The organism is Actinomycetospora sp. TBRC 11914, from assembly GCF_012933465.1.
Classification (GTDB): domain Bacteria; phylum Actinomycetota; class Actinomycetes; order Mycobacteriales; family Pseudonocardiaceae; genus Actinomycetospora.
The window spans coordinates 112257-133884 of the sequence record NZ_JABBND010000018.1; the positions used below are offsets into that span (position 1 = coordinate 112257).

Annotated in this window: 20 protein-coding genes; 17 read left to right on the forward strand and 3 right to left on the reverse strand. The window is 76.3% G+C overall.

Features of this window, described 5'->3' with window-relative positions; all coding sequences use genetic code 11:
- The first annotated feature begins 97 nt into the window (after positions 1–97).
- The 8 genes from HH311_RS24040 (at position 98) to HH311_RS24075 (ending at position 8930) form a co-directional block, all read left to right on the forward strand.
- Complete coding sequence (locus tag HH311_RS24040; RefSeq protein ID WP_169186221.1) at positions 98–1888, forward strand: serine/threonine-protein kinase; 1791 nt, start codon at positions 98–100, stop codon at positions 1886–1888.
- A 91-nt stretch (positions 1889–1979) separates the two neighbouring features.
- A complete protein-coding gene (locus tag HH311_RS24045; RefSeq protein WP_169186222.1) occupies positions 1980–2972 on the forward strand; it encodes a YafY family protein in 993 nt (330 codons plus the stop codon).
- Positions 2969–3952: a YafY family protein gene (locus HH311_RS24050; protein ID WP_169186223.1), complete on the forward strand. Its 984-nt coding sequence runs from the start codon at positions 2969–2971 to the stop codon at positions 3950–3952. The genes HH311_RS24045 and HH311_RS24050 overlap by 4 nt, the downstream gene beginning before the upstream one ends.
- Before the next feature lie 23 nt (positions 3953–3975).
- Complete coding sequence (locus HH311_RS24055; RefSeq protein WP_169186224.1) at positions 3976–4278, forward strand: hypothetical protein; 303 nt, start codon at positions 3976–3978, stop codon at positions 4276–4278.
- Positions 4275–4478, forward strand: coding sequence for a Sec-independent protein translocase subunit TatA (gene tatA, locus HH311_RS32150; protein WP_169186225.1), 204 nt, complete (start codon positions 4275–4277; stop codon positions 4476–4478). The genes HH311_RS24055 and tatA overlap by 4 nt, the downstream gene beginning before the upstream one ends.
- 62 nt (positions 4479–4540) lie before the next feature.
- Entirely contained in the window at positions 4541–7429 is a 2889-nt protein-coding gene (locus HH311_RS24065; protein WP_169186226.1) for an RNA helicase, read from the forward strand.
- A gap of 239 nt (positions 7430–7668) precedes the next feature.
- Positions 7669–8529, forward strand: coding sequence for a DUF4333 domain-containing protein (locus HH311_RS33545; protein WP_169186227.1), 861 nt, complete (start codon positions 7669–7671; stop codon positions 8527–8529).
- 11 nt (positions 8530–8540) lie between these two features.
- Positions 8541–8930 carry an MmcQ/YjbR family DNA-binding protein gene (locus tag HH311_RS24075; RefSeq protein ID WP_169186228.1) on the forward strand — a complete coding sequence of 130 codons (390 nt, stop codon included), beginning with the start codon at positions 8541–8543 and terminating at the stop codon, positions 8928–8930.
- On the opposite strand, the gene HH311_RS24080 is transcribed toward HH311_RS24075, so the two are convergent.
- Positions 8927–9913 (reverse strand): 5'-3' exonuclease, encoded by a 987-nt coding sequence (locus HH311_RS24080; protein ID WP_169186229.1) that lies wholly within the window; start codon positions 9911–9913, stop codon positions 8927–8929. The two genes, HH311_RS24075 and HH311_RS24080, sit on opposite strands and share 4 nt — an antisense overlap.
- A gap of 29 nt (positions 9914–9942) precedes the next feature.
- Positions 9943–11850, reverse strand: coding sequence for a DUF2339 domain-containing protein (locus HH311_RS24085; protein ID WP_169186230.1), 1908 nt, complete (start codon positions 11848–11850; stop codon positions 9943–9945).
- Between the two features lie 108 nt (positions 11851–11958).
- Between HH311_RS24085 and HH311_RS24090 the strand changes: the two genes are divergently transcribed.
- The 9 genes from HH311_RS24090 to HH311_RS24130 all read left to right on the forward strand — a co-directional run bounded on the left by HH311_RS24090 (position 11959) and on the right by HH311_RS24130 (position 21145).
- Positions 11959–12648 carry a GntR family transcriptional regulator gene (locus HH311_RS24090; protein WP_169186231.1) on the forward strand — a complete coding sequence of 230 codons (690 nt, stop codon included), beginning with the start codon at positions 11959–11961 and terminating at the stop codon, positions 12646–12648.
- 102 nt (positions 12649–12750) lie between these two features.
- Positions 12751–14091, forward strand: a complete 1341-nt coding sequence (locus HH311_RS24095) for an allophanate hydrolase (protein WP_169186232.1) — start codon at positions 12751–12753, stop codon at positions 14089–14091.
- Entirely contained in the window at positions 14088–14852 is a 765-nt protein-coding gene (locus tag HH311_RS24100) for a cysteine hydrolase family protein (protein ID WP_169186233.1), read from the forward strand. Before HH311_RS24095 ends, HH311_RS24100 begins: the two co-directional genes overlap by 4 nt.
- Positions 14849–15571, forward strand: coding sequence for a cysteine hydrolase family protein (locus HH311_RS24105; RefSeq protein WP_396027458.1), 723 nt, complete (start codon positions 14849–14851; stop codon positions 15569–15571). The genes HH311_RS24100 and HH311_RS24105 overlap by 4 nt, the downstream gene beginning before the upstream one ends.
- Positions 15568–17223, forward strand: a complete 1656-nt coding sequence (locus HH311_RS24110) for a regulator (RefSeq protein ID WP_169186234.1) — start codon at positions 15568–15570, stop codon at positions 17221–17223. Before HH311_RS24105 ends, HH311_RS24110 begins: the two co-directional genes overlap by 4 nt.
- Positions 17220–17633, forward strand: coding sequence for an AtzH-like domain-containing protein (locus HH311_RS24115; RefSeq protein ID WP_312030365.1), 414 nt, complete (start codon positions 17220–17222; stop codon positions 17631–17633). Before HH311_RS24110 ends, HH311_RS24115 begins: the two co-directional genes overlap by 4 nt.
- A 10-nt stretch (positions 17634–17643) precedes the next feature.
- Positions 17644–18756 carry a Xaa-Pro peptidase family protein gene (locus HH311_RS24120; protein ID WP_169186235.1) on the forward strand — a complete coding sequence of 371 codons (1113 nt, stop codon included), beginning with the start codon at positions 17644–17646 and terminating at the stop codon, positions 18754–18756.
- Positions 18750–20363: an apolipoprotein N-acyltransferase gene (lnt, locus tag HH311_RS24125; RefSeq protein WP_312030366.1), complete on the forward strand. Its 1614-nt coding sequence runs from the start codon at positions 18750–18752 to the stop codon at positions 20361–20363. Before HH311_RS24120 ends, lnt begins: the two co-directional genes overlap by 7 nt.
- The gene (locus tag HH311_RS24130; RefSeq protein WP_169186237.1) at positions 20360–21145 is read left to right on the forward strand and encodes a polyprenol monophosphomannose synthase; all 786 of its coding nucleotides are present in this window, start codon (positions 20360–20362) and stop codon (positions 21143–21145) included. The genes lnt and HH311_RS24130 overlap by 4 nt, the downstream gene beginning before the upstream one ends.
- 19 nt (positions 21146–21164) lie before the next feature.
- Here the strand turns inward: HH311_RS24130 and HH311_RS24135 are convergent, their stop codons facing one another.
- A complete protein-coding gene (locus tag HH311_RS24135) occupies positions 21165–21509 on the reverse strand; it encodes an RNA polymerase-binding protein RbpA (protein WP_169186238.1) in 345 nt (114 codons plus the stop codon).
- Positions 21510–21628 lie beyond the last annotated feature (119 nt).

The following is a 21628-nucleotide window of genomic DNA, read 5'->3' on the forward strand; positions in this document are numbered from 1 at the left end:
CGGTGTGATCGGCCGGTCCGTCGGGGACCCGGCGTCGCGGATCTCCTCCGGACGTCGACCACTGCAGGATCCGAGCACCGAGGACGGCACCAGCACCATGGACCACCAGGACCGGACGTCCCGGGTGTCCCCTCCGGGACCCCCGGGCGGACCGTCGAGCACCCTCCACGACCGCGAGCCGGCCGAGCCGGACCCGCGGGTCGAGGGCACGCTGCTCGGCGGGCGCTACCGGGTGCAGGAGTGCATCGGTGCGGGCGCCATGGGCGTGGTCTGGACGGCGTGGGACCGGCGGCTGGCCCGCACGGTCGCGGTCAAGCAGCTGACCCCGCCGCGCGACGGCGACCCGGTCGAGGTCCGCACGGCCCGCAGCCGGGCGATGCGCGAGGGCCGGATCGCGGCCCGCGTCGTGCACCCGCGCGCCATCGCGGTGTTCGACGTCGTGATCCACAGCTCGATGCCCTGGCTGGTCATGGAGTACCTGCCGTCGCGGTCGCTCGCCGCCGTCCTGGCTGAGCGCGGCCCGCTGCCGCCGCCCGAGGTGGCCCGCATCGGCGCGCAGATCGCCGACGCGCTCTCCGCGGTCCACGAGGCGGGGATCGTCCACGGCGACGTCAAGCCCGGCAACGTGCTGCTCACCGACGACGGCGTCGCCAAGCTCACCGACTTCGGCGTCTCCCGGGCCTCCTGGGACACCTCGGCGACCGGCGGGGGCGTCGTCGCGGGCACCCCCGGCTATTTCGCGCCCGAGGTCGCCCGCGGCGGGGACCCGACGCCCGCCTCCGACGTGTTCTCCCTGGGCGCCACGCTCTACGCCGCGGTGGAGAACGAGCTGGTCTGCGGCCGGATGGACAACACCCTCGCCGTGCTCCACGCGATGGCCGAGGGGCGGCTGCGGCCCGCGACCCGGGCGGGGGTGCTCGGCCGCCCGCTCTCGGCGATGCTGCGCCTCGACCCCTCGCACCGGCCCGACACCGCCCTCGTGCGCGCCGCGCTGGAGGCCCGCGCGGCGCGCGGTGCCCCGACGGCGGGCGTCGGCGCGGTCCCGCCCGCCGTCGCGAGCCCGGACACCCCGGCCACGAGCACCCCGGCCGCCGACGCGGCGCCCGACGACCCCTCCACCGCCGACGTCCGCGGCCCGGCGGTGACGTCGGGCCCCCCGACCGCCCCGTGGGTGGGCGTCGCCGGCGGCCCGGCCGACGAGGCGGCCGACCCGCCCCACGACCCCGAGGACGACCTCGTCCCCGGTGGGCTGCGCGCCGCGGCCCCCACCCCGGGGCCCGGCGCCCGCCGACGGCGCCGCCGCGTGCTGGCCGTGGCGGCCGCGTCCGCCGTCGTGCTCGCCGCCGGGGTCGGCGCCGCGGTCGCCGCGGTCGACCCACCCCACGCGGACCGCGCCGCCCTCAACGCCGCGGCGCCCCCACCCGACCTGGTGCCGACCACGGCCGCGCCGCCGCCGACGGCCGTACCGTCCGAGACCGTCCCGCCGGTCGCCGGGGCACCGCTGTCCCCGGGCAGCTCGACCAGCGCCGCGCCCGACGGCCTCGACGGGGCTCCTGGCGACCCGGTCAGCGAGGACGACGTGCGCCGCACCGTCTCGACCTACTACGGGAGCCTCCCCGGGGACATCCCCGGCGCGTGGACGCTGCTCTCCGGCGACGCCCAGGACGCGTCCGGCGGCTACGACGGCTACCAGCGGTTCTGGAGCGGGATCACCTCGGTGAGCGCCGACGACGTGCAGGTCGACGGCAGCTCGGCGCGGGCCGACCTCCGGTTCGTCACCACGAGCGGGCGCACCTCGCACGAGGCCTACACGTTCGAGGTCGACCGCAACGCCCAGGGCCGACTGGAGATCCGGTCGGCGTCGCGGGGCGGCGCCGACTCGGCCTGACGCGCCGGAGATCCGGGATGTCGAACACCCGGTCGATCGCGCGGCCCCGACATCCCCCGTCGCTCCGCTCGCCCCCAGTACCCTCGCGTCTGTGCCGCCCCCGACCGCGCGCGCCGAGCGCCTGGTGAACCTCGTGCTGGCGCTGCTCTCGACGCGACAGTTCCTCACCGCCGAGCGCATCCGCACCACGGTCGCCGGCTACGAGGAGGCCCGCACCGACGACGCCTTCTACCGCATGTTCGAGCGGGACAAGGCCGAGCTGCGCGAGCTCGGCGTCCCGCTGGAGACCGGGAAGCAGTCGGTGTTCGACGTCGTCGACGGCTACCGGATCGCCCGGGGCGACTACGAGCTGGCCGCCGTCGACCTCGCGCCCGACGAGGCCACCGCGGTGGCCCTCGCCGCCCGCCTCTGGGACTCCCCGCAGCTCGCGGGTGCGGCGCGCACCGCGGTGACGAAGCTGCGGGCCGCCGGGGTGGAGGTGGACCCGGCGGCGGCGTCGGAGGTCCAGCCCCGGGTGCGCACCACCGAGCCGGCGTTCGCCCCGCTGCTCGCGGCCGCGCGGGCCGGGCGGGTGGTGCGGTTCTCCCACCGCTCGCACCCGGCCGCCGAGGCCCGCACCCGCACCGTCGAGCCCTGGGGGGTCGTGTCCTACCGCGGCCGCTGGTACCTGGTGGGCCACGACCGCGACCGCGACGATGTCCGCTGCTTCCGGCTCTCGCGCATCGCCGACGACGTCACCGCCGTCGGCCCGCGCGGCGCGGTGACCCGCCCGGCCGACGTCGACCTGCTCGAGCTCGTGGCCCGCTCGGCGGGGCCGCCGCCCGCCACCGGCACCGCTCGCGTGCGCCTCGAGCCCGGCCGCGCCGCCGGGCTGCGCCGGGCCGGGCGACCCGACCCGCAGGGCGAGGAGGACGTCGTCGAGCTCGACCTCTCCCGCGTCGACCAGGCCGCCCGCTGGATCGCCGGCCACGGCCCGGACGCGGTGGTGCTCTCCCCGCCGGAGCTGCGCGACGCCGTCGTCGCGATCCTGCGCGCCGCCCGCGACACCGACACCGCCGGCGCGTCGGCGGGGGTGGCGCGGTGACCACCGAGGGCGTCACCGACCGGCTGCCGCGCCTGCTGACCCTGGTGCCCTGGCTCCTGGCGCGCCCGGGGGTGCCGGTGGCCGAGGCGGCCGCGGAGTTCGGGATCACCGAGACCCAGCTGCGCCGCGACCTCGAGCTGCTGTGGATGTGCGGGCTGCCCGGCTACGGCCCCGGCGACCTGGTGGACCTCTCGTTCGAGGGCGACACCGTCACCGTCGTCTACGACGCCGGGCTCTCGCGGCCGCTGCGCCTGTCCGGGCCCGAGGCGGCCACCCTCGCCGTCGCGCTGCGCGCGCTCGCCGACGCGCCCGGCGTCGCCGACACCGACGCCGTCCAGCGCGCGCTCGCGAAGATCGAGCAGGCCTCCGGGCAGCCCGCGGACGCGCCGGTGGACGACGCGGTCGCCGTCGGCCTCGGGCGCGCCCCCGGCAACGCCGCCGCCGAGGCCACGGTGCGTGACGGCGTGGCCCGGCACCGGGCGCTGCGCCTGACCTACTACTCGGCCTCCCGCGACGCCGTCGGGCGGCGCGTGGTCGACCCGATGCGGCTGCTGCTGGTGGACGGCAGCACCTACCTGGAGGCCTGGTGCCGCCGGGCCGAGGGCGTGCGGATGTTCCGGCTCGACCGGGTCGACGACGCCGAGGTCCTCGACGAGCCGTCGTCGCCCCCGGAGTCCGCGACCCCCCGCGAGGTGCCGACCGACGCGGCGGGGCTCCTGACGCCCGACGACGGCCAGCAGCTCGCGGCGCTGCGCCTCGCGCCGGCCGCCCGGTGGGTCGCGGAGTACTACCCGATGGAGGACGTCGTCGCCGACGACGACGGCGGGGCACGGGTGCGGATGCGCTACGGCGACCGGGCGTGGATGGTGCGGCTGCTGCTGGGGCTCGGCGAGGCCGTCGAGGTGCTCTGGCCCGCGGAGCTCGCCGCCGCCCGCGCCGACCGGGCGGCCCGGGCGCTCGCGGCCTACGACGCCGGCTGACCCCGACCGTTACGCTCCGGCCCGTGTCGTTCGGCCCCCTCGTCTGGAGCATCGTCGCCGTCCTGGTGGCCCTCGTGGTGCTCGCCCTGCTCGTGCTCACCGCGGTGCGCGCCGCCGGGCGGACCAACGCCGTCCTCGCCGCGTTCTCGGCGCTGGTCGCCGACCGCACCGGGATGCTGCGCGCCCGGGTGGCGGCGTTGCGGGTCCGGGTGGCCCTGATGCGCGGAACGGGGTCTTCGTCCGGTTCGCCCCGGGTAGGGTCGGGGGAGCCGGTCCCGGGGGGAGCTCTCGGTCCGGGCGAGCGGAGCGACGGGAGAAGTGCGTGAGCGAATGGATCATCGTCGCGGTCGTGGGCGTCGTGCTGCTGTTCAGCGCGAAGAAGCTGCCGGACATGGCGCGCGGCCTCGGGCAGTCGATGCGAATCTTCAAGGCCGAGACGCGGGGGCTCAGGCAGGACGACGACCGGACCCGCGAGGGGCACGAGGCCGCCCAGGCCGCTCCGGAGCCCTCCCGCCGCCCCGAGTGACGACCGTCCTCCTCCCGCGCAGGCGGGACACCCTCCCGGTGTGACACGGTGGGGAGGTGGCCATGCGCTCTCCCGCCGAGGCCTATGCGCAGGCGCGCACCCGCGCCGCGCACCCCGAGCTCGGCACCTTCACCTCCACCCTGAGCTTCGAGCTCGACGACTTCCAGCGCCGTGCCTGCCTCGCGCTGGAGGAGGGGCACGGCGTGCTGGTGTGCGCGCCGACCGGGGCGGGCAAGACGGTCGTCGGCGAGTTCGCCGTGCACCTGGCCCTCGCCCGCGGCCAGAAGTGCTTCTACACCACGCCGATCAAGGCGCTGTCCAACCAGAAGTACGCCGACCTCGTCGCCCGCCACGGCGCCGACGCCGTCGGCCTGCTCACCGGGGACACCGCGGTCAACGGCTCGGCACCCGTCGTCGTCATGACGACCGAGGTGCTGCGCAACATGCTCTACGCCGAGGCCCCGGCGCTCGACGGGCTGGCCCACGTCGTCATGGACGAGGTGCACTACCTGGCCGACCGCTTCCGCGGGGCGGTGTGGGAGGAGGTCATCCTCCACCTGCCCGACCACGTGCAGCTCGCGTCGCTCTCGGCGACGGTCAGCAACGCCGAGGAGTTCGGGGACTGGCTGGTCGAGGTCCGGGGCGACACCACGGTCGTCGTCGACGAGACCCGGCCGGTGCCGCTGTGGCAGCACATGGTGGTCGGGCCGCGGATGTTCGACCTGTTCGCCGAGGAGAAGCGCGGGGCTCATGCCCACGAGGTGACGGTCGACCCGACGCTGGCGAAGGCCGTCGCCGAGGTCGACCGCGACGGGGGTGGGCACCGGCGGGGCCGGTCCGGCCCGCCGCCCCGGCGCGGGCGGGACGGCGGGCGACGCCGCGACGACCGCGGCTCCGGGCCGGGGCGCGGCAACGGTCGCTCCGCGCCGTACCGACCACCCTCGCGGGTCGACGTGATCGAGCGGCTCGACGCGGCCGGCCTGCTGCCCGCCATCACGTTCATCTTCAGCCGCGCCGGCTGCGACGCCGCGGTGACCCAGTGCGTGCGCTCGGGGCTGCGGCTCACCGACGCCGCCGAGGTCGAGGAGATCCGGGCGATCGTCGACCGCCGCACGTCGGCGCTGCCCGACGCCGACCTCGACGTCCTGGGCTACTGGGAGTGGCGCGAGGGCCTCGAGCGCGGCGTCGCGGCGCACCACGCGGGGATGCTCCCGGCGTTCAAGGAGACCGTCGAGGAGCTCTTCGTCCGGGGCCTGGTGCGCGCGGTGTTCGCCACCGAGACGCTGGCGCTGGGGATCAACATGCCGGCGCGCACCGTCGTGCTGGAGAAGCTGGTCAAGTACAACGGCGAGTCCCACGTCGAGCTGACCCCGGGGGAGTACACCCAGCTCACCGGGCGCGCGGGGCGGCGGGGGATCGACGTCGAGGGGCACGCGGTGGTGCTCTGGGCGCCGGGGATGGACCCGGCGCAGGTCGCGGGCCTCGCCTCGACCCGCACGTACCCGCTGCGCTCGTCGTTCCGGCCCGGCTACAACATGGCGGTCAACCTGGTCGACCGGCTCGGGGTCGCCGAGGCCCGCGAGCTGCTCGAGCAGTCGTTCGCCCAGTTCCAGGCCGACCGGTCGGTGGTGCACCTGGCCAAGCGGGTGGAGCGCAACCGCGAGGCGCTCGAAGGCTACGCGGAGGCCATGGCGGGCGAGGAGGGCACCGAGGAGGCGCTCGCCGGGTTCGCCGAGTACATGGACCTGCGGCGGCGGCTCTCCGAGCGCGAGAAGCAGCTCGCCCGGCAGGGCCGGTCGGACGCCAAGGCCGAGGCGTCGGCGTCGTTGGAGGCGCTGCGCACCGGTGACGTGATCGCCGTGCCGGCCGGCAAGCGCGCCGGGCTCGCCGTCGTGCTCGACCCGGGGGTGGACCGCTCCGGGCGCGGGATGGACCCCCGCCCGCTGGTGCTCACCGAGGACCGCTGGGCCGGGCGGCTGTCCACCAGCGACTTCCCCGACCCGGTGCGCGCGCTGGGGACGATGAAGCTCCCCAAGCGGGTCGACCACCGCGTCCCCCGCGTGCGACGCGACCTCGCGAACGCGCTGCGCGACACCGGGATCGAGGCACCGACGCGGCAGGGGACGCGGCGCCGGCGGGGCGCCGAGAACGAGGACCCGGAGCTCGCGTCGCTGCGCCGCGCGCTGCGCGCCCATCCGATGCACGGCCGCGCCGACCGCGACGACCGCGCCCGCTGGGCCGAGCGCCACGCCAAGCTCACCCGCGAGACCGAGCAGCTCGAGCAGCGGGTCCGCTCCACGACGCACTCGCTGGCGCGGACCTTCGACCGCATCCGCGGGCTGCTCACCGAGCGGGAGTACCTGGTGGACCGGGCCGAGCACGGCTCCTCCGGCGACCCCGGTGGCTCCGGCGACGACGGCGGCGACGGCGGTGCGCTCACGCCCGACGGGCACCGGCTGTCGCGGCTGTGGGGCGAGTCGGACCTGCTCGTCGCCGAGTGCCTGCGCCACCGGGTGTGGGACGGCCTGGGCCCGGCCGATCTGGCCGCGGTGGCGTCCTCGCTGGTGTATGACTCGCGCCGCGACGACGGCGGCATCCCGCGGGTCCCCGACACCGCCCAGGCCGCCGTCGACGCCACCGTGGCGCTCTGGCAGGACCTCGTGGCCGACGAGCGCCGGCACCACCTCGAGCGCACCCGCGAGCCGGACCTGGGGTTCGCCTGGCCCGTGCACCGGTGGGCCCGCGGCGAGGCGCTCTCCCAGGTGCTGTCGACCGCCCGCGCGCACGGCAACGAGCTCTCCGCCGGCGACTTCGTCCGCTGGTGCCGCCAGGTGCTCGACCTGCTCGACCAGATCCGCGCGGTGTGCGGCGGCGAGGACGCGGTGGGCCGGGCCGCGGCCGACGCCGGGCGGGCGATCCGGCGCGGGGTCGTGGCGGTGGGGGAGAGCTGAGGTAACCGGGCCGCTGGCTGAGGTCCGGTCCGGGTCGCGAGCGAGGGGCACTGGAGGCAGCCCGAGATACGGATGTCGCTGCGTCACGTGCCCCTCGGCGGGGGCACGCCAGGACTTCGCCGCTCCGAGTCGGTGATCACGAGCACTGGGCGCAACCCGATCGGCTCGAACGAAGCCTGGTGTGCCACTCGCCGAGCGGCCGTCGGCCGGTTCCGGCGCTCCCGTGAGAGCCTGGCGCGGTGACGAGCCCGAGCACCCCGGAGGAGCCGGGCCACGACCGGGCGCCGGGCGCAGACGCCGGGGACCCGTCCGTCTCGACGACCGCCGAGCCCGCCGGGCACGCTGAGCCCGCCCGGTCCGCCGACCAGGCCGAGCCGGCCCGGTCCGCCGAGCCCATCGAGCCTGCCGAGCAAGCCCAGTTCTCGGAGCCGGGTGCGGTCGCCGGAGCGCCCGAGGCGCCCGACGACGCCCCGGCCCACGGCCCGGCCGAGCCCGGGCGCGAGCCGGCGGAGGCCCGCCCCGCCACCGGCATCCGCTGGGGCGACCGCGGCCACGAGACGCCCGCAGCGGACGACGACGCGACCCCGCCGTCGGGCTTCCACGTCCCACCGGCGCCGGGCGAGGTCGTCCCCGACCGCACCACCGGCGCCGCACCCAGCCCGCCGCCCGGCGCGGCCTGGCCCCACCCGGGCTACCAGCAGGGCGCGCCGCCGACGTGGCCGCCGACCGCGCCCGCGTGGGCCCCCGCACCCCCGCCCCGCGACCCGGCCCGCCGTCGCCGCATCCGCCGGCTCGTCCTGCTGGGCCTGCTCGCGCTCCTTGTCGTGGCCGCCGTCGTGGTCCTGCTGCTCGCGTTCCTCGTCGGTCCCCGGTTCGCCCGCTACGACGTGCTCGACCACGCGGCCGTCGAGCGCGGGGTCACCGACGTCGTCACCCGCGACTGGCACCGGCAGATCACGGGCGTGTCCTGCCCCGACGGCGAGCGGGTCCGGCCCGGCACCTCGTTCACCTGCGCCGCGACGGTCGACGGCAAGCCGCAGCAGGTGCCGGTCGACGTCGTGGACGAGAACGGCACCTACGAGGTCGGCCAGCCGCGCTAGCGTTCCCGGGCATGGCGACCTGGGAGGACGTGCGCCGCCACGCGACGGCGCTGCCCGGCGTGGCGGAGACGGCCAGCTACGGCGGGACCACGTCCTGGAAGGTCCGGGGCAAGGGGTTCGTGTGGGAGCGGCCGCTGCGCCCCCGCGACCTGGCCGACCTGGGCTGGAGCGAGCAGCCCGGCCCGGTGCTCGGCGCCCGCGTGCCCGACCTCGGGGCGAAGGAGGCGCTCCTGGCCGAGGACGGCGGGGTCTACTTCACCACCCCGCACTTCGACGGCCACGCCAGCGTCCTGGTGCACCTCGAGCGCATCGCCGACGACGAGCTGGGCGAGCTCGTCACCGAGGCCTGGATCGCCCGCGCCCCGGTCACCCTCGCCCGCACGGTGCCCCGACCCGGTTAGCCCTCCCGCCCGGCGAGCGCGGCCGAGAGCCGGTCGACCGAGCCGGTGAGGCTCCAGCGCTGCGCGAGCTCCGCCAGCCGGTCGGCGTCGACGGCCTCGTGGGGCAGCGACCGCGTGGAGCCGGTCCAGTCGATCGGGGCGTCGGCGGCCACGCGCACCACCCCGGGCGCCACCGTGAGGTACTGGGCGGCCTTGACCAGCTTCGCGCGCACCGCCGACGACAGCCGCGGGTCCCCGCCCTCGACGACGGCGCCGACGAGGTCGGCCCACGAGTCGAACTTCGACACCACCTGCGACGCGGTCTTCTCGCCGACCCCCGGCACCCCGGGCAGCCCGTCCGACGGGTCGCCCCGCAGCATCGCCATCTCCGCGTAGCCGTCGCCGGCCCGCGACACCGGCACGCCGTAGCGGGCGGCGACCTCCTCGGGCCCGTACACCTCGTACTTCGCGACGCCCCGCGCGATGTAGACGATGCGGGTGGGCGCCGGCTCGTCGCGCACCAGCTGGAGCAGGTCGCGGTCGCCGGACACCACCTCGATCGGCTGCGAGGCCTCCGTCGCGCACAGCGTGCCGATGACGTCGTCCGCCTCGTACCCCTCGGCGCCCGCCGTCGGGATCCCCGCCGCGGCGAGGACGTCGAGGATGATCGGGACCTGCACCCCGAGCTCCGGCGGCGCGGCCTCGGCGTCGGGGCCGCCGCCGACCGTGGGGTCGGACGGGTCGACCCCGCTCGAGGTGTCCACACGGTGCGCCTTGTACGACGGGATCGCCCGGACCCGGAACGCCGGCCGCCAGTCCCGGTCGAGGCACGCGACGACCGACGACGGCTGCCGGGCCCGCACCAGCCGCGCCACCATGTCGCAGAACCCGCGGACGGCGTTGACCGGCGTGCCGTCCTGGGCGGTCAGCGAGGACGGCACACCGTAGAACGCGCGGAACCACAGGCTCGCGGAGTCCAGCAGCATCAGCGGACCCTCACCCATGGTCCAGCTCCGCTCCGCTGCGTGTCCCGTCACCCATGCCCGGAGACCTTGCCAGGCCCCTCCGACACCGTCTCCCCGGCACTGACCCATCGGGCGTACCGGATGCCCGCCACGAGCAGCACCAGCCCGGCGCCGAGGAACACCGCGACCCGCGCCAGCCCGTCGAGGGCCACCAGGTCGAAGAGGATCAGCTTCGCCACCGCGGCCACGACGAGCACCCCGCCGAGCACCCGGGGGAGGCTCACCGACGCCTGGCGGGGACCGCGCACCAGCAGGACGAGGGCCAGGGCGGTCCACGAGATCGTCACCAGCACGTGCCCGACGAGGAAGCCGGTCCGCGTCGGCGACACCGCCAGCGCCACCGTGACGACGAGACCGGCGGCGCCGTAGAGGCCCAGCAGGCCCAGCACCGCCGTCGCCACCGCGGAGCGGTTCCGCGTCGCCAGGTGCCCGAGGCGTCCCAGGGCGAGCAGCAGCGACGCCGCGGTGGTCACGAGCAGGAGGCCGACCACGGCCATCCCGAGCATCGTCGCGCGGTCGCCGGGCAGGCCGTCGACGACGACGTCGACCGACAGGTCCCGCACGAGCGCCAGCACCGCGCCGACCAGCCCGAACGCCCCGGCGGCCACCAGCACCCCGGTCCGTCGGGTGGCGCGGGCGACGACGGCGAGCACCGTCGCGACGCCGAGGAAGACCCCGCCCTGGGCGGCGCCGGAGAGCGCCAGCGGGACGGCCTGGATCCCGACGACGGCGGCCGCCGCGGCGGCGACCGTCGCGAGCGGCGGCGTGGCGGCGACCCGCCCCACCCCGCGCTCGGCCACCGCGCCGACGGCGAGCAGGACGACGACCGCGACGACGTCGGCGATCGCCCCGCCCGGGCGGGGCAGGACGCCGGCGAGCGCGAGCACCGGGGGCACCGCCAGCGCGAGCACGACACCGGCGACGACGACGGCGTGGCGCGGGCGCCCGCCGTCCGCCCCCGTGTCCGCCTCCGTGTCCGCCACCGGGGCGGCGACGAGGACGACCGCCCCCACGGCGGCGGCGATCACCAGGCCACCGACCGAGGCGGTGAGCGCCCACGCGGGGGCGCCGCCGGTCGCGGCGGCCGCCACGAGACCCGCGAGCGCCGCTCCGGCGACCGCGACGGCGACGAGCGAGGACCAGCCCCGGCGCGCGGCGACCGGCAGCGTGACGACCACGAGGACCACGAACAGCGCGACGAGCAGGGCGCCGGCCGACGCGACGACGAAGGGCAGGAGCAGGCCGGCGCCGACGACGACGCCGAGGGCGAGGCCGTGGCGGCGCCAGCGGTCGGCGAGCACCAGCCCCCCGCCCGCCACGAGCAGGGCCAGCACGAGCGCGACCGGGGTGGGCAGCAGGCCGTAGAGCGACGTGGCGGCCACGACGGTCAGGTAGAGCGCGGTGACCCCGGTGGCGACGAGCGACACCGGCCCCGGGTCGGCGAGGGGGACAGTGCGGCCGTCGCCGGTCCGGCGCCGCTGCAGGGCCACGCCTGCCCCGACGAGGACGAGCCCCACGACGCCGCCGGCCACCACCCGGGCCTCCGGGCCGAACCAGCCCCGGGAGGCGGCCAGGACGAGCAGCAGGACCACCCCGAGCAGGGTCACGGCCGCGCCGGTGACCGCGAGGAGCCGGGCGCCGGTGAGCCGCGGGAGGCGGGGACCGGGACGCGCGACCGGCGGTCGCGGGGGCGGGGCGGGGCGTGGCGGCGGGGCGACGGGGACGGGAGGAGGGGGCGTCGGCACCCACGGGGACCACGCGCCGGGCCCGGCGGGCAGCGGGACCGGCGGCGCCTGGGGGACGGCGGACCGGAGCGCGCCGAGCTCACCGCGGACCCGGGCGAGGCGGGCACCGAGGTCGGCGAGCTCGCCGTCGAGCCGGTCGAGCAGGACGTTCCGGTCAGCGGGGCTGTTCATGGACGTCAGCCTGTCGGGCGGCGGCGGGCCGGGGGAGAGGGGTTCTACCTACTACCCTCGGTGGCACGCACGGGCCCGACGAGCCCCGCCCGCGCCGAGGAGGAGCCCGTGACCGCTGAGGCACCGCCGGCCGACGGCGGCGAGCTCGGCGCCCGGAGCCTGGTCGAGCTGGTCGTCGCCCGGATCCGGGCCGACATCCTGCGGGGCGCCTTCGCGCCCGGGGAGCGGCTCGTCGAGGAACAGCTGACGCGGCGGTTCGGGACGAGCCGGGCCCCCCTGCGCGAGGCCCTGCGCCTGCTGGGCCAGCAGGGGCTCGTCGAGCACCTCCCGAGGCGCGGGGTGCGGGTCACCGAGCTCTCGGCCCGCGACATGGACGAGCTGTTCGGCCTGCGGGACGCGCTCGAGCGGTTCGCGCTGCAGACCGCGCTCGCCGACGGGGTGCTCGTCCCGGAGCGGCTGGCCGCGCTGGAGCGCGCCGTCGTCGGGATCGAGCGCGCGGGCGAGTCCAGCGAGGGCCGGTCCGAGGCGCACCGGGAGTTCCACCTCGCGCTCGTGGGCCTCGCCGGGCACCGGCACCTGCTGCGGGTCTACGAACCGGTGCTGCTCCAGCTCCAGCTCTACATGGCGACCAACATGCGCCGCGAGGCCGAGGTCCGGACCCCGGAGGAAGGGGCGCGACGCCACCGCGCCCTCTACGAGGCGATCGCCTCGGGCGACCCCGGGGCCGCGCTCGCCGCGCTCCAGGGGCACGGAGCCCGCGCCTACCTCGTCCCGGAGCTCGGCGACGCGGCGCGGTAGGGACCCCGCTTCACACATCCGTAACAACCGGAGTCGTTCCCGGACATCAAACGGTCGACAATCGACGGAGTGCAGCGCGCAACCACCACACGGGTCCGGGGCGTGGACGACCTCCGAACGGGCTACCGCGACGGAACGCTCCGTGTGCACGACGTGGTGGCGGACGTCGTCGCGCGGCTCGCGGAGCGGGGCGACGACGCGGTGTGGATCGCCACCACGCCGGCGGCGGAGCTGTACGCCCGCGCGGCCGAGCTCGACGCGCTCAGCCCGGGGGAGCGGGGCCCGCTGCACGGGGTGCCCGTGGCCGTCAAGGACAACATCGACGTCGCGGGAGCGGCGACGACCGCCGCGTGCCCGGCGTTCGCGTACCGGCCACCCCTCGACGCCGGGTCGGTGCGGCGGCTTCGCGACGCCGGGGCCGTCGTCGTCGGGAAGACCAACCTCGACCAGTTCGCGACCGGCCTGAACGGCACCCGCTCGCCCTACGGCGCGCCGGAGAGCGTGTTCGGCGGCGACCTGATCTCCGGCGGCTCCAGTTCGGGCAGCGCCGTGGCGGTGGCCGCGGGAGTCGTGACCCTCGCGCTCGGCACCGACACCGCCGGGTCGGGTCGCGTCCCCGCCGCGATGAACGGGGTGGTCGGGCTCAAGCCCACCCGCGGCCTCGTCGGCACCTCCGGCGTCGTCCCGGCCTGCCGTTCCCTGGACTGCGTGAGCGTCTTCGCCCGCGACCCGGCCGACGCGGCGGCCGCCCTCGCCGTGCTCGCGGGCCCCGACCCCGACGACCCGTGGTCGCGGGCACCCCGCAGCCTCCCGGTCCCGGACGAGCTCACCCTCGCGGTGCCGGGCGACCTCGACGTCGACGACGCCTTCGCCGGCGACGCCGCCATGGCCGCCGCCTTCGCGATGGTGGCCGAGCGCGCCACCGCGCGGGCCACCGCGGTGACCACCACCCCGACGGGGCCGCTGCGGGAGGCCGGCGACCTCCTCTACACCGGCCCGTGGGTCGCCGAGCGGCTCGCGGGCCTGGAGGGCTTCCTCCGCGAGCACCCCGAGGCGGTCCACCCCGCCGTCCGGGCGGTCGTCGGACGCGGGAGCGAGGTCACCGGCGTCGAGACCTTCCGGGCCCGCCACCGGCTCCAGGAGCTGCGGGCCTGGGCCGGCCGGCTGTTCGCCCGCGCCGACGTCCTGCTCCTCCCGACGGTCCCGACGACGTTCACCCGCGCGGAGCTCGCCGCGGACCCCCTCGCCCCCAACCTCGTGCTGGGTCGCTGGACCCAGGCCACGAACCTGCTCGACCTCTCCGCCCTGGCCCTGCCCGCGGGCACCACCGCCGACGGCCGCCCCCTGGGGGTGACCCTCGTCGGCCCCGCGTTCGCCGAGGCCCGGCTGCTCGCCGCCGCTCCGCTCGTGTCCCCGCCCGCCAGCACCCAGGAGGCCCCGTGACCCTCGCCGAGTCCCGATCCCAGGCACCCCCCACCCCGGCGTCGCCGACCCCCGCCACGCTCGGACCGGTCGACGCGGCGCCGTACGCGTGGCCCTTCGACGGCACCGTCCCCACCTCGCGCACGGCGCTGATCTGCATCGACTGGCAGGTCGACTTCTGCGGTCCGGGCGGCTACGTCGACCGGATGGGCTACGACATCGGGCTCACCCGCGCCGGGCTGGAGCCCACCGCGCGCATGCTCGCGCTCGCCCGAGAGACCGGGATGCTCGTCGTGCACACCCGCGAGGGCCACGCCCCGGACCTCTCCGACCTGCCCGCCAACAAGCGCTGGCGCTCCGCGCAGATCGACGCGGAGATCGGCAGCGCCGGTCCGACCGGCCGGATCCTGGTCCGCGGCGAACCGGGATGGGAGATCGTCCCCGAGGTGGCGCCGTGGCCCGGCGAGGTCCTCATCGACAAGCCGGGCAAGGGCGCCTTCTACGCCACGCAGCTCGACCTCGTGCTCCGCACGAACGGGATCACGCACATGGTCCTGACCGGCATCACGACCGACGTCTGCGTGCACACGACGATGCGCGAGGCCAACGACCGCGGCTACGAGTGCCTCATCCTCTCCGACGCCACGGGCGCCACGGACCCGTCCAACCACGCCGCGGCGCTGCACATGGTGACGATGCAGGGCGGCGTGTTCGGGGCGGTCGCCACGTCCGACGCCGTGCTCGCGGCGACGGCCACCCCGACCGACGGACGGGCCTCGTGAGCGCCCCGGCGCCCCTGCCCGAGGGTGCGGTGCGCGTGCCCGCCGAGCCGGGGGAGTTCACCCTCGACGTCGCGACGACGGCGCTGGTCATCATCGACATGCAGCGGGACTTCTGCGAGCCCGGCGGCTTCGGCGAGACGCTCGGCAACGACGTCTCGCGGCTGCGCACGACGATCCCGCCGCTGCAGCGGGTGCTCGCCGCTGCCCGCGCGGTGGGGATGACGGTGATCCACACCCGGGAGGGGCACCTCCCGGACCTCTCGGACTGCCCGGCCGCGAAGCTCCACCGCGGCTCGCCGTCGCTGCGCATCGGCGACCCGGGCCCGATGGGCCGCATCCTCGTCCGCGGCGAGTACGGCCAGGGCATCGTCGACGAGCTCACCCCCGCCCCCGGTGAGGTCGTCATCGACAAGCCCGGCAAGGGCGCCTTCCACGCCACCTCGTTCGGCGACGAACTGGCCGCCCGCGGCATCACCCGGCTCGTGGTCGGTGGCGTCACGACCGAGGTGTGCGTGCACACCACCGTCCGCGAGGCCAACGACCGCGGCTACGAGTGCCTCGTCCTCGCCGACGGCGTCGGCTCCTACTTCCCCGAGTTCCAGCGGGTCGGCCTCGAGATGATCACCGCGCAGGGCGGGATCTTCGGCTGGGTCGCCCCCTCGACCGCCCTGCTCTCCGCCCTCGCCCCGACTCCCGCCCTCGAGGGGACCCCGTCATGACCCATGCATCGTCCGAGGCGCCGCCGGTGAAGCTCCCGTGGTGGGTCGCCGGCGACACCAACGCCTTCTTCGGGCTCGGCTTCAACACGATCGTCAACGTGCTGGTGCTCTCCGGCCTCTGCCTCACCGTGGTCAAGATCCCGGGCGCCGAGGTGTTCGGGGTGATCCTGCCGGCGCTGGGCGTGCAGCTGCTGCTCGGCAACGTCTACTACACCTACCTCGCGCGGCGCCTGGCCCGGCGGGAGGGGCGCGACGACGTGTGCGCGATGCCCTACGGGCCGTCCGTGCCGCACATGTTCATCGTCGTCTTCGTGATCATGCTGCCGATCTACCTGAAGACCCAGAGCCCGCTGGTCGCGTGGGCCGCGGGGCTCGCGTGGAGCTTCATCATCGGGCTGATCGTGCTCGTCGGGGCGTTCGTCGGGCCCTGGATCCGGCGCTTCACCCCGCAGGCGGCGATGCTCGGCACGCTGGCCGGTGTCTCCATCGCGTTCATCTCGATGCGCCCGGCCGCGCAGATGTTCGAGGCGCTGTGGATCGCGCTGCCGGTCATGATGATCATCCTGATCGGCTTCTTCACCGACCTGAAGCTGCCCGGGAACATCCCGGTCGGTCTCGCCGCGCTGCTCGTCGGCACCGCGATCGGCTGGATCGGCGGGTACATGTCGGTGCCCGACGTCGTCGCCGCCGCCCAGGATGTCGCCGTCTCCCTCCCGACGGCGGACTTCGGTCGCCTGGGCGCGGGCCTCGCCGACGTCGCGCCGCTGCTCGCCACCGCCATCCCGCTCGGCATCTACAACTTCACCGAGGGCATGACCAACGTGGAGTCCGCCTCGGTCGCGGGCGACTCCTACAACCTGCGGGCGGTGCTGCTCGCCGACGGCACCGGGGCGGTCGTCGGGTCGGTGCTCGGCTGCCCGTTCCCGCCCGCGGTCTACATCGGCCACCCCGGCTGGAAGGCCGCGGGCGGCCGCACGACCTACTCGCTGGCCTCGGGCATCGTCGTCGCCCTGATGTGCTTCCTCGGCCTGTTCTCGCTGCTCGGGGCGCTGCTGCCGATGCCCGCGATCGTGCCGATCCTGCTCTACATCGGGCTCCTGATCGGGGCGCAGGCCTTCCGGGAGACCCCGGCCCGCCACGCCGTCGCCGTCGTCTTCGCGATCATCCCCAACATCGCCTCGTGGGCCTCGGGACAGATCGACGACGCGCTCTCGGCCGCCGGGACGACCGCGGACAAGGTCGGCGAGGACGCCCTGACCAACGCCGGCCTGGTCTACCACGGGCTCGCGCTGCTCGGCGGCGGCGCGATCCTCGCCGGGCTCGTCCTCGGGTCGATCACCGCGTTCGTCATCGACAAGCGCTTCTTCGCCGCCGCGGCCTACAGCGCCGCCGGCGCCGTGCTCGGGTTCATCGGCCTCATCCACGCGCCGTCGGTGGGCTGGGCCGTCGGCGGGCAGATCGCGCTCGGCTACCTCTTCGCGGCGATCGTGCTGCTGGCCTTCGGGCTGGTGGAGCGGCAACGGGGGAGCGCCCAGGACGCGACCCCCGAGCCGGTCGACGGGGAGACCGAGGACGCGGACGCCGAGGAGGCGACCGTGCCCGGGCCCCGCGCGGAGACCACCCCGTCGGCCGCCACGCCCGAGCCCGCGTGACCGCCTCGGAGATCCGCGCCGTCGCCCCGTCGTCACCCGGCGACGGGGCGGTGGCGGCCGAGGTGCGCGAGGTGTTCGACCGCTACGAGCGTGCCCTGCGGGAGGCCGACGTGGCGGTCCTGACGGAGCTCTTCTGGGACGACCCCCGCTGCGTGCGCTACGGGGTGGCCGACCGGCAGCAGGGCGCGGCGGAGATCGCGACGTGGCGGCGCGAGCACCCCGGGGTGCCGCCGGGGCGGACGCTGCGCGACACGGTCGTGCTCGCGCTCGGGCCCGACGCGGCCGTGGTCAGCACCCTCTTCGGCTACCCCGGCGTGGCCGCGGAGGGGCGCCAGACCCAGACCTGGGCGCGGACGCGGGAGGGCTGGCGGATCGTGGCCGCACACGTGAGCGAGGTGGGGTTCGCCTAGGCTCTCGGCCATGGGGTCCTCGCTCGCCGACCAGGTCTCGTCCCGTCTCGACCGGGCCCGCCGGCTGGCCGCCGAGGCCGGTGTCGACGCCCTCGTCGTGACCCCCGGGCCGGATCTCCAGTACCTCGCCGGGGTCGTCAAGCACTCCCACGAGCGGCTGTCCGCGCTGGTGCTGCCCACGCGGGACGAGGCGGCCTTCGTCGTGCCGCGCCTCGAGCGGCCCGGGCTCGACGGGTCCGGGGTCGACCAGGCCGGTATCAACGTCCTCGACTGGGTCGACGGCGAGGACCCCCACGGCCTCGTCGCCGCCTGCCTCGACGGCGTGAAGCGGGTCGCGCTGGCCTCGGACATGCCCGCGCTGCACGTCCTGGGGCTGCGCGACGCGCTGCCGCTGGCCACCCAGGAGCTCGCCACCCCGGTGCTGCGCGAGCTGCGGATGCGCAAGGACGCCGACGAGGTCGAGTACCTCCGCCGGGCCGGCGCGGCCATCGACGCCGTCCACGCCCAGGTCCCCGGGTGGCTGCGGCCCGGGCGGACCGAGGCCGAGGTGGGCCAGGACATCACCGCGGCCATCGTCGCGGCGGGCCACACGGAGGCCGCGTTCGTCATCGTCGGGTCCGGCCCGAACGGCGCGAGCCCCCACCACGAGGTCTCCGAGCGCGTGATCGAGGCGGGCGACGTCGTCGTCGTCGACATCGGCGGCCCGCTCCCGGAGGGCTACAACTCCGACTGCACCCGCACCTACGTCGTCGGCGGCCCGACCGACGAGGTCACCGACGTCTACGCGGTGCTGCAGCGTGCCCAGGCCGCCGCGGTGGCCGCGGCCCGGCCCGGGGTGAGCGCCGAGAGCGTCGACGAGGCCGCCCGCGCGATCATCCGCGACGCCGGGTACGGCGAGTTCTTCGTCCACCGCACCGGGCACGGCATCGGGCTCGAGGTGCACGAGGAGCCCTACATCGTGGCCGGGAACGCCCTGACCCTCGAGCCCGGCATGGCGTTCTCGATCGAGCCCGGCATCTACTTCCCCGAGCGCTGGGGCGCGCGGATCGAGGACATCGTCGTGGTCACCGACGACGGGTGCGAGCCGGTGAACACCCGCCCGCACGAGCTGCTCTCGTGCTGAAGGCCGGCGTCGCGCTCCGCGTCGTCGGGGCGGTCCTCGCCGGGCTCGGGCTCTACGCGGCGTTCCCGCCGCTGGGCTGGTGGTGGGCGGCCCCGCTCGGGATCGCGCTGCTGCTCGCGGTGGTCGACGGCCGGCGGGTGCGGGCGGCGTTCGGGTGGGGCGTCCTGGCCGCGCTGGCCTACCAGTACCCGCTGCTGCACTGGACCGGGACCTACGTCGGCGCGGTCTGGTTCGGCGCGCTCGCGGTCGTGGTGCTGGCCGTCGCGATCCCGGTGGCGCTGTTCCCGCTGGTCCGGGGGCTGCCCGCGGCGCCGCTGTGGGTGGCGTGCCTGTGGGTGGCGGGGGAAGCCGTGATCGAGCGGGTGCCCTGGGGCGGGTTCCCCTGGGCGAAGGTGGCGTTCGGCCAGGCCGGGGGCGCGTACGCGAAGCTCGCCTCGCTCGGCGGTGCGCCGCTGGTGAGCTTCGGGGTGGTGCTGTCCGGGGCGGGCCTGTGGTGGCTGCTGTCAGCGGTGTCGCATCGCAGACATCCAGTGTCCGGGAAGCCACACCGTCGCCGCGCGCTCGCCGTCGTGGGCGCCGTGGTCGCCCTCCTGCTCGGACCCGTCGTCGGGCTCCTCACCCCGGCCCACGCGGCCACCGAGCCCGGCGACCGGACGATCACCGTCGCGGCCGTCCAGGGCAACGTGCCCCGCGCCGGGCTGGACTTCGCGAGCCAGCGCCGCGCGGTGCTCGACAACCACGTCCGCGAGACCCGCCTGCTCGCCGCCCAGGTCGCCGCCGGGCAGCGACCGCGTCCGGACCTGGTGATCTGGCCCGAGAACTCCTCGGACATCGACCCGTTCGCCAACGCCGATGCCCGTGCCGAGATCCAGGCGGTGACCGACGAGATCGGGGTGCCGGTGGTCGTGGGCGCGGTGCTGCGTCCGCAGGTCGACGCGGACGACACCGCGATCGTCGAGGGTCCCCGCAACGCCGCCGTCGTGTGGACCCCCCGCGTGGGGCCGACCGACCAGTACGTCAAGCGCCACCTGCTGCCGTTCGGGGAGTACATCCCGCTGCGCGGGCTGGCGTCGTTCTTCTCCGACGACGTCGCCCGCGTCACCGACTTCGTGCCGGGCACCGGCGCGCCGACCCTCGACGCCGGGCCGGCCCGCCTCGGCGTCGCCACCTGCTACGAGGTGGTGTTCGACGACGACGTTCGCGACGCCGTCACCGGGGGCGCCGACCTGCTGACCGTCCCGACCAACAACGCCACGTTCGGCGAGACGGACATGACCTACCAGCAGCAGGGGATGAGCCGGCTGCGCGCGGTCGAGCACGACCGGGCCGTCGTCATCGCCGCGACCAGCGGGCAGAGCGCGGTGATCGCCCCGGACGGCACCGTCGTGGACCGGACCGGCGCGCTCTTCACCCCCGGCGTCCTCGTCGACCGGGTGCCGCTGCGCACGACGACGACCCTCGCCACCCGGCTCGGCGCGGTGCCGGAGTGGGTGCTCGCCGCCCTCGGCGTCGGGGCCGCGGTGGCCGGCGGGGTCCGGGGTGTGCGGGCCCGCCGGCGGACGGGAGGACCGACCCGGGCGGTGGAGACGCCGGCGGTCACCGGATGAGCGGAGGCGACCCCCACCCCGACGGGACCGGGGTGCTCGTCGTCGTCCCGACCTACGACGAGCGCGAGAACCTGGCTCCCCTCGTGGAGCGGGTGCTGACGACGCTGCCCGGCGCCCGCCTGCTCGTGGTGGACGACGGGAGCCCGGACGGCACCGGCGAGCTCGCCGAGGAGCTCGCGGCGGCCGACGCCCGGCTCGCGGTGCTGCACCACCGACCGAAGCGGGGGCTCGGGGCGGCCTACGTCGACGCGTTCGCCCACGTGGTCGAGACGCACCCCAGCGTCGAGGTGGGGTGGGTGGTCCAGATGGACGCCGATGGCTCCCACGCACCCGAGGACCTGCCGGCACTGCTCGCGAGCGCGCGGAGCGACGGCGCCGACCTCGTGCTCGGGTCGCGCTACGTGCCCGGCGGGCGCGTGGTCGACTGGCCCTGGTACCGCAACGCGCTGTCCCGGGCGGCGAACGTGTACTCGCGGATCGCGCTGCGTCTCCCGGTGCGCGACGTGACCGGGGGGTTCCGGCTCTTCCGGCGGGCGGTGCTCGAGGAGATCACCCGCGCGCCGGTCTCGTCGCAGGGGTACTGCTTCCAGGTCGACCTCGCGTTCCGGGTGCACCGCGGCGGGTTCGTGGTGCGCGAGGTGCCCATCACCTTCACCGAGCGCAGCGCCGGCGCCTCGAAGATGAGCGGCGCCGTCGTCCGCGAGGCCCTGTGGCGGATCACCGCGTGGGCGGTGCGGGACCGGCTGCGGACACGAAGAGACCCCGTCACCCTGCGGGGGTGACGGGGTCTGTCCGTCGGGCTCACGCGCTCTCGGAGCGGCGCTCCTTGAGCAGGCCGAGGCGCTCGTCGAGGAGCTCCTCGAGCTCGGGCACCGAACGGCGCTCGAGCAGCATGTCCCAGTGGGTACGCGGCGGCTTGGTCTTCTTCTGCTCGGGCTCCGTGCCGTCGATGCGCTTGCCCTCCTCGCCGTGGAGGCGGCACTCCCAGGTCACCGGCGCCTCGGCATCGTCCGAGAACGGCACCTCGAAGTCGTGACCCTTCGGGCAGCGGTAGGCGAAGGAGCGGCGGGGGGCGAGGTCGTGGTCGCGGTCGGTCTCGTAGCTGACGGCTCCGAGGCGGCTTCCACGGAGGACGCGGTCGGCCATGGTTGCTGTCCTTTCCTCGACTGCATGCGCGTCGCACGGGCCACACTCCCGCGACGACGCTCCAGGTCCCAACGCCCGGCGGTGCCGGTTCGTTCCCGCGACACCTGACGGACACGTGG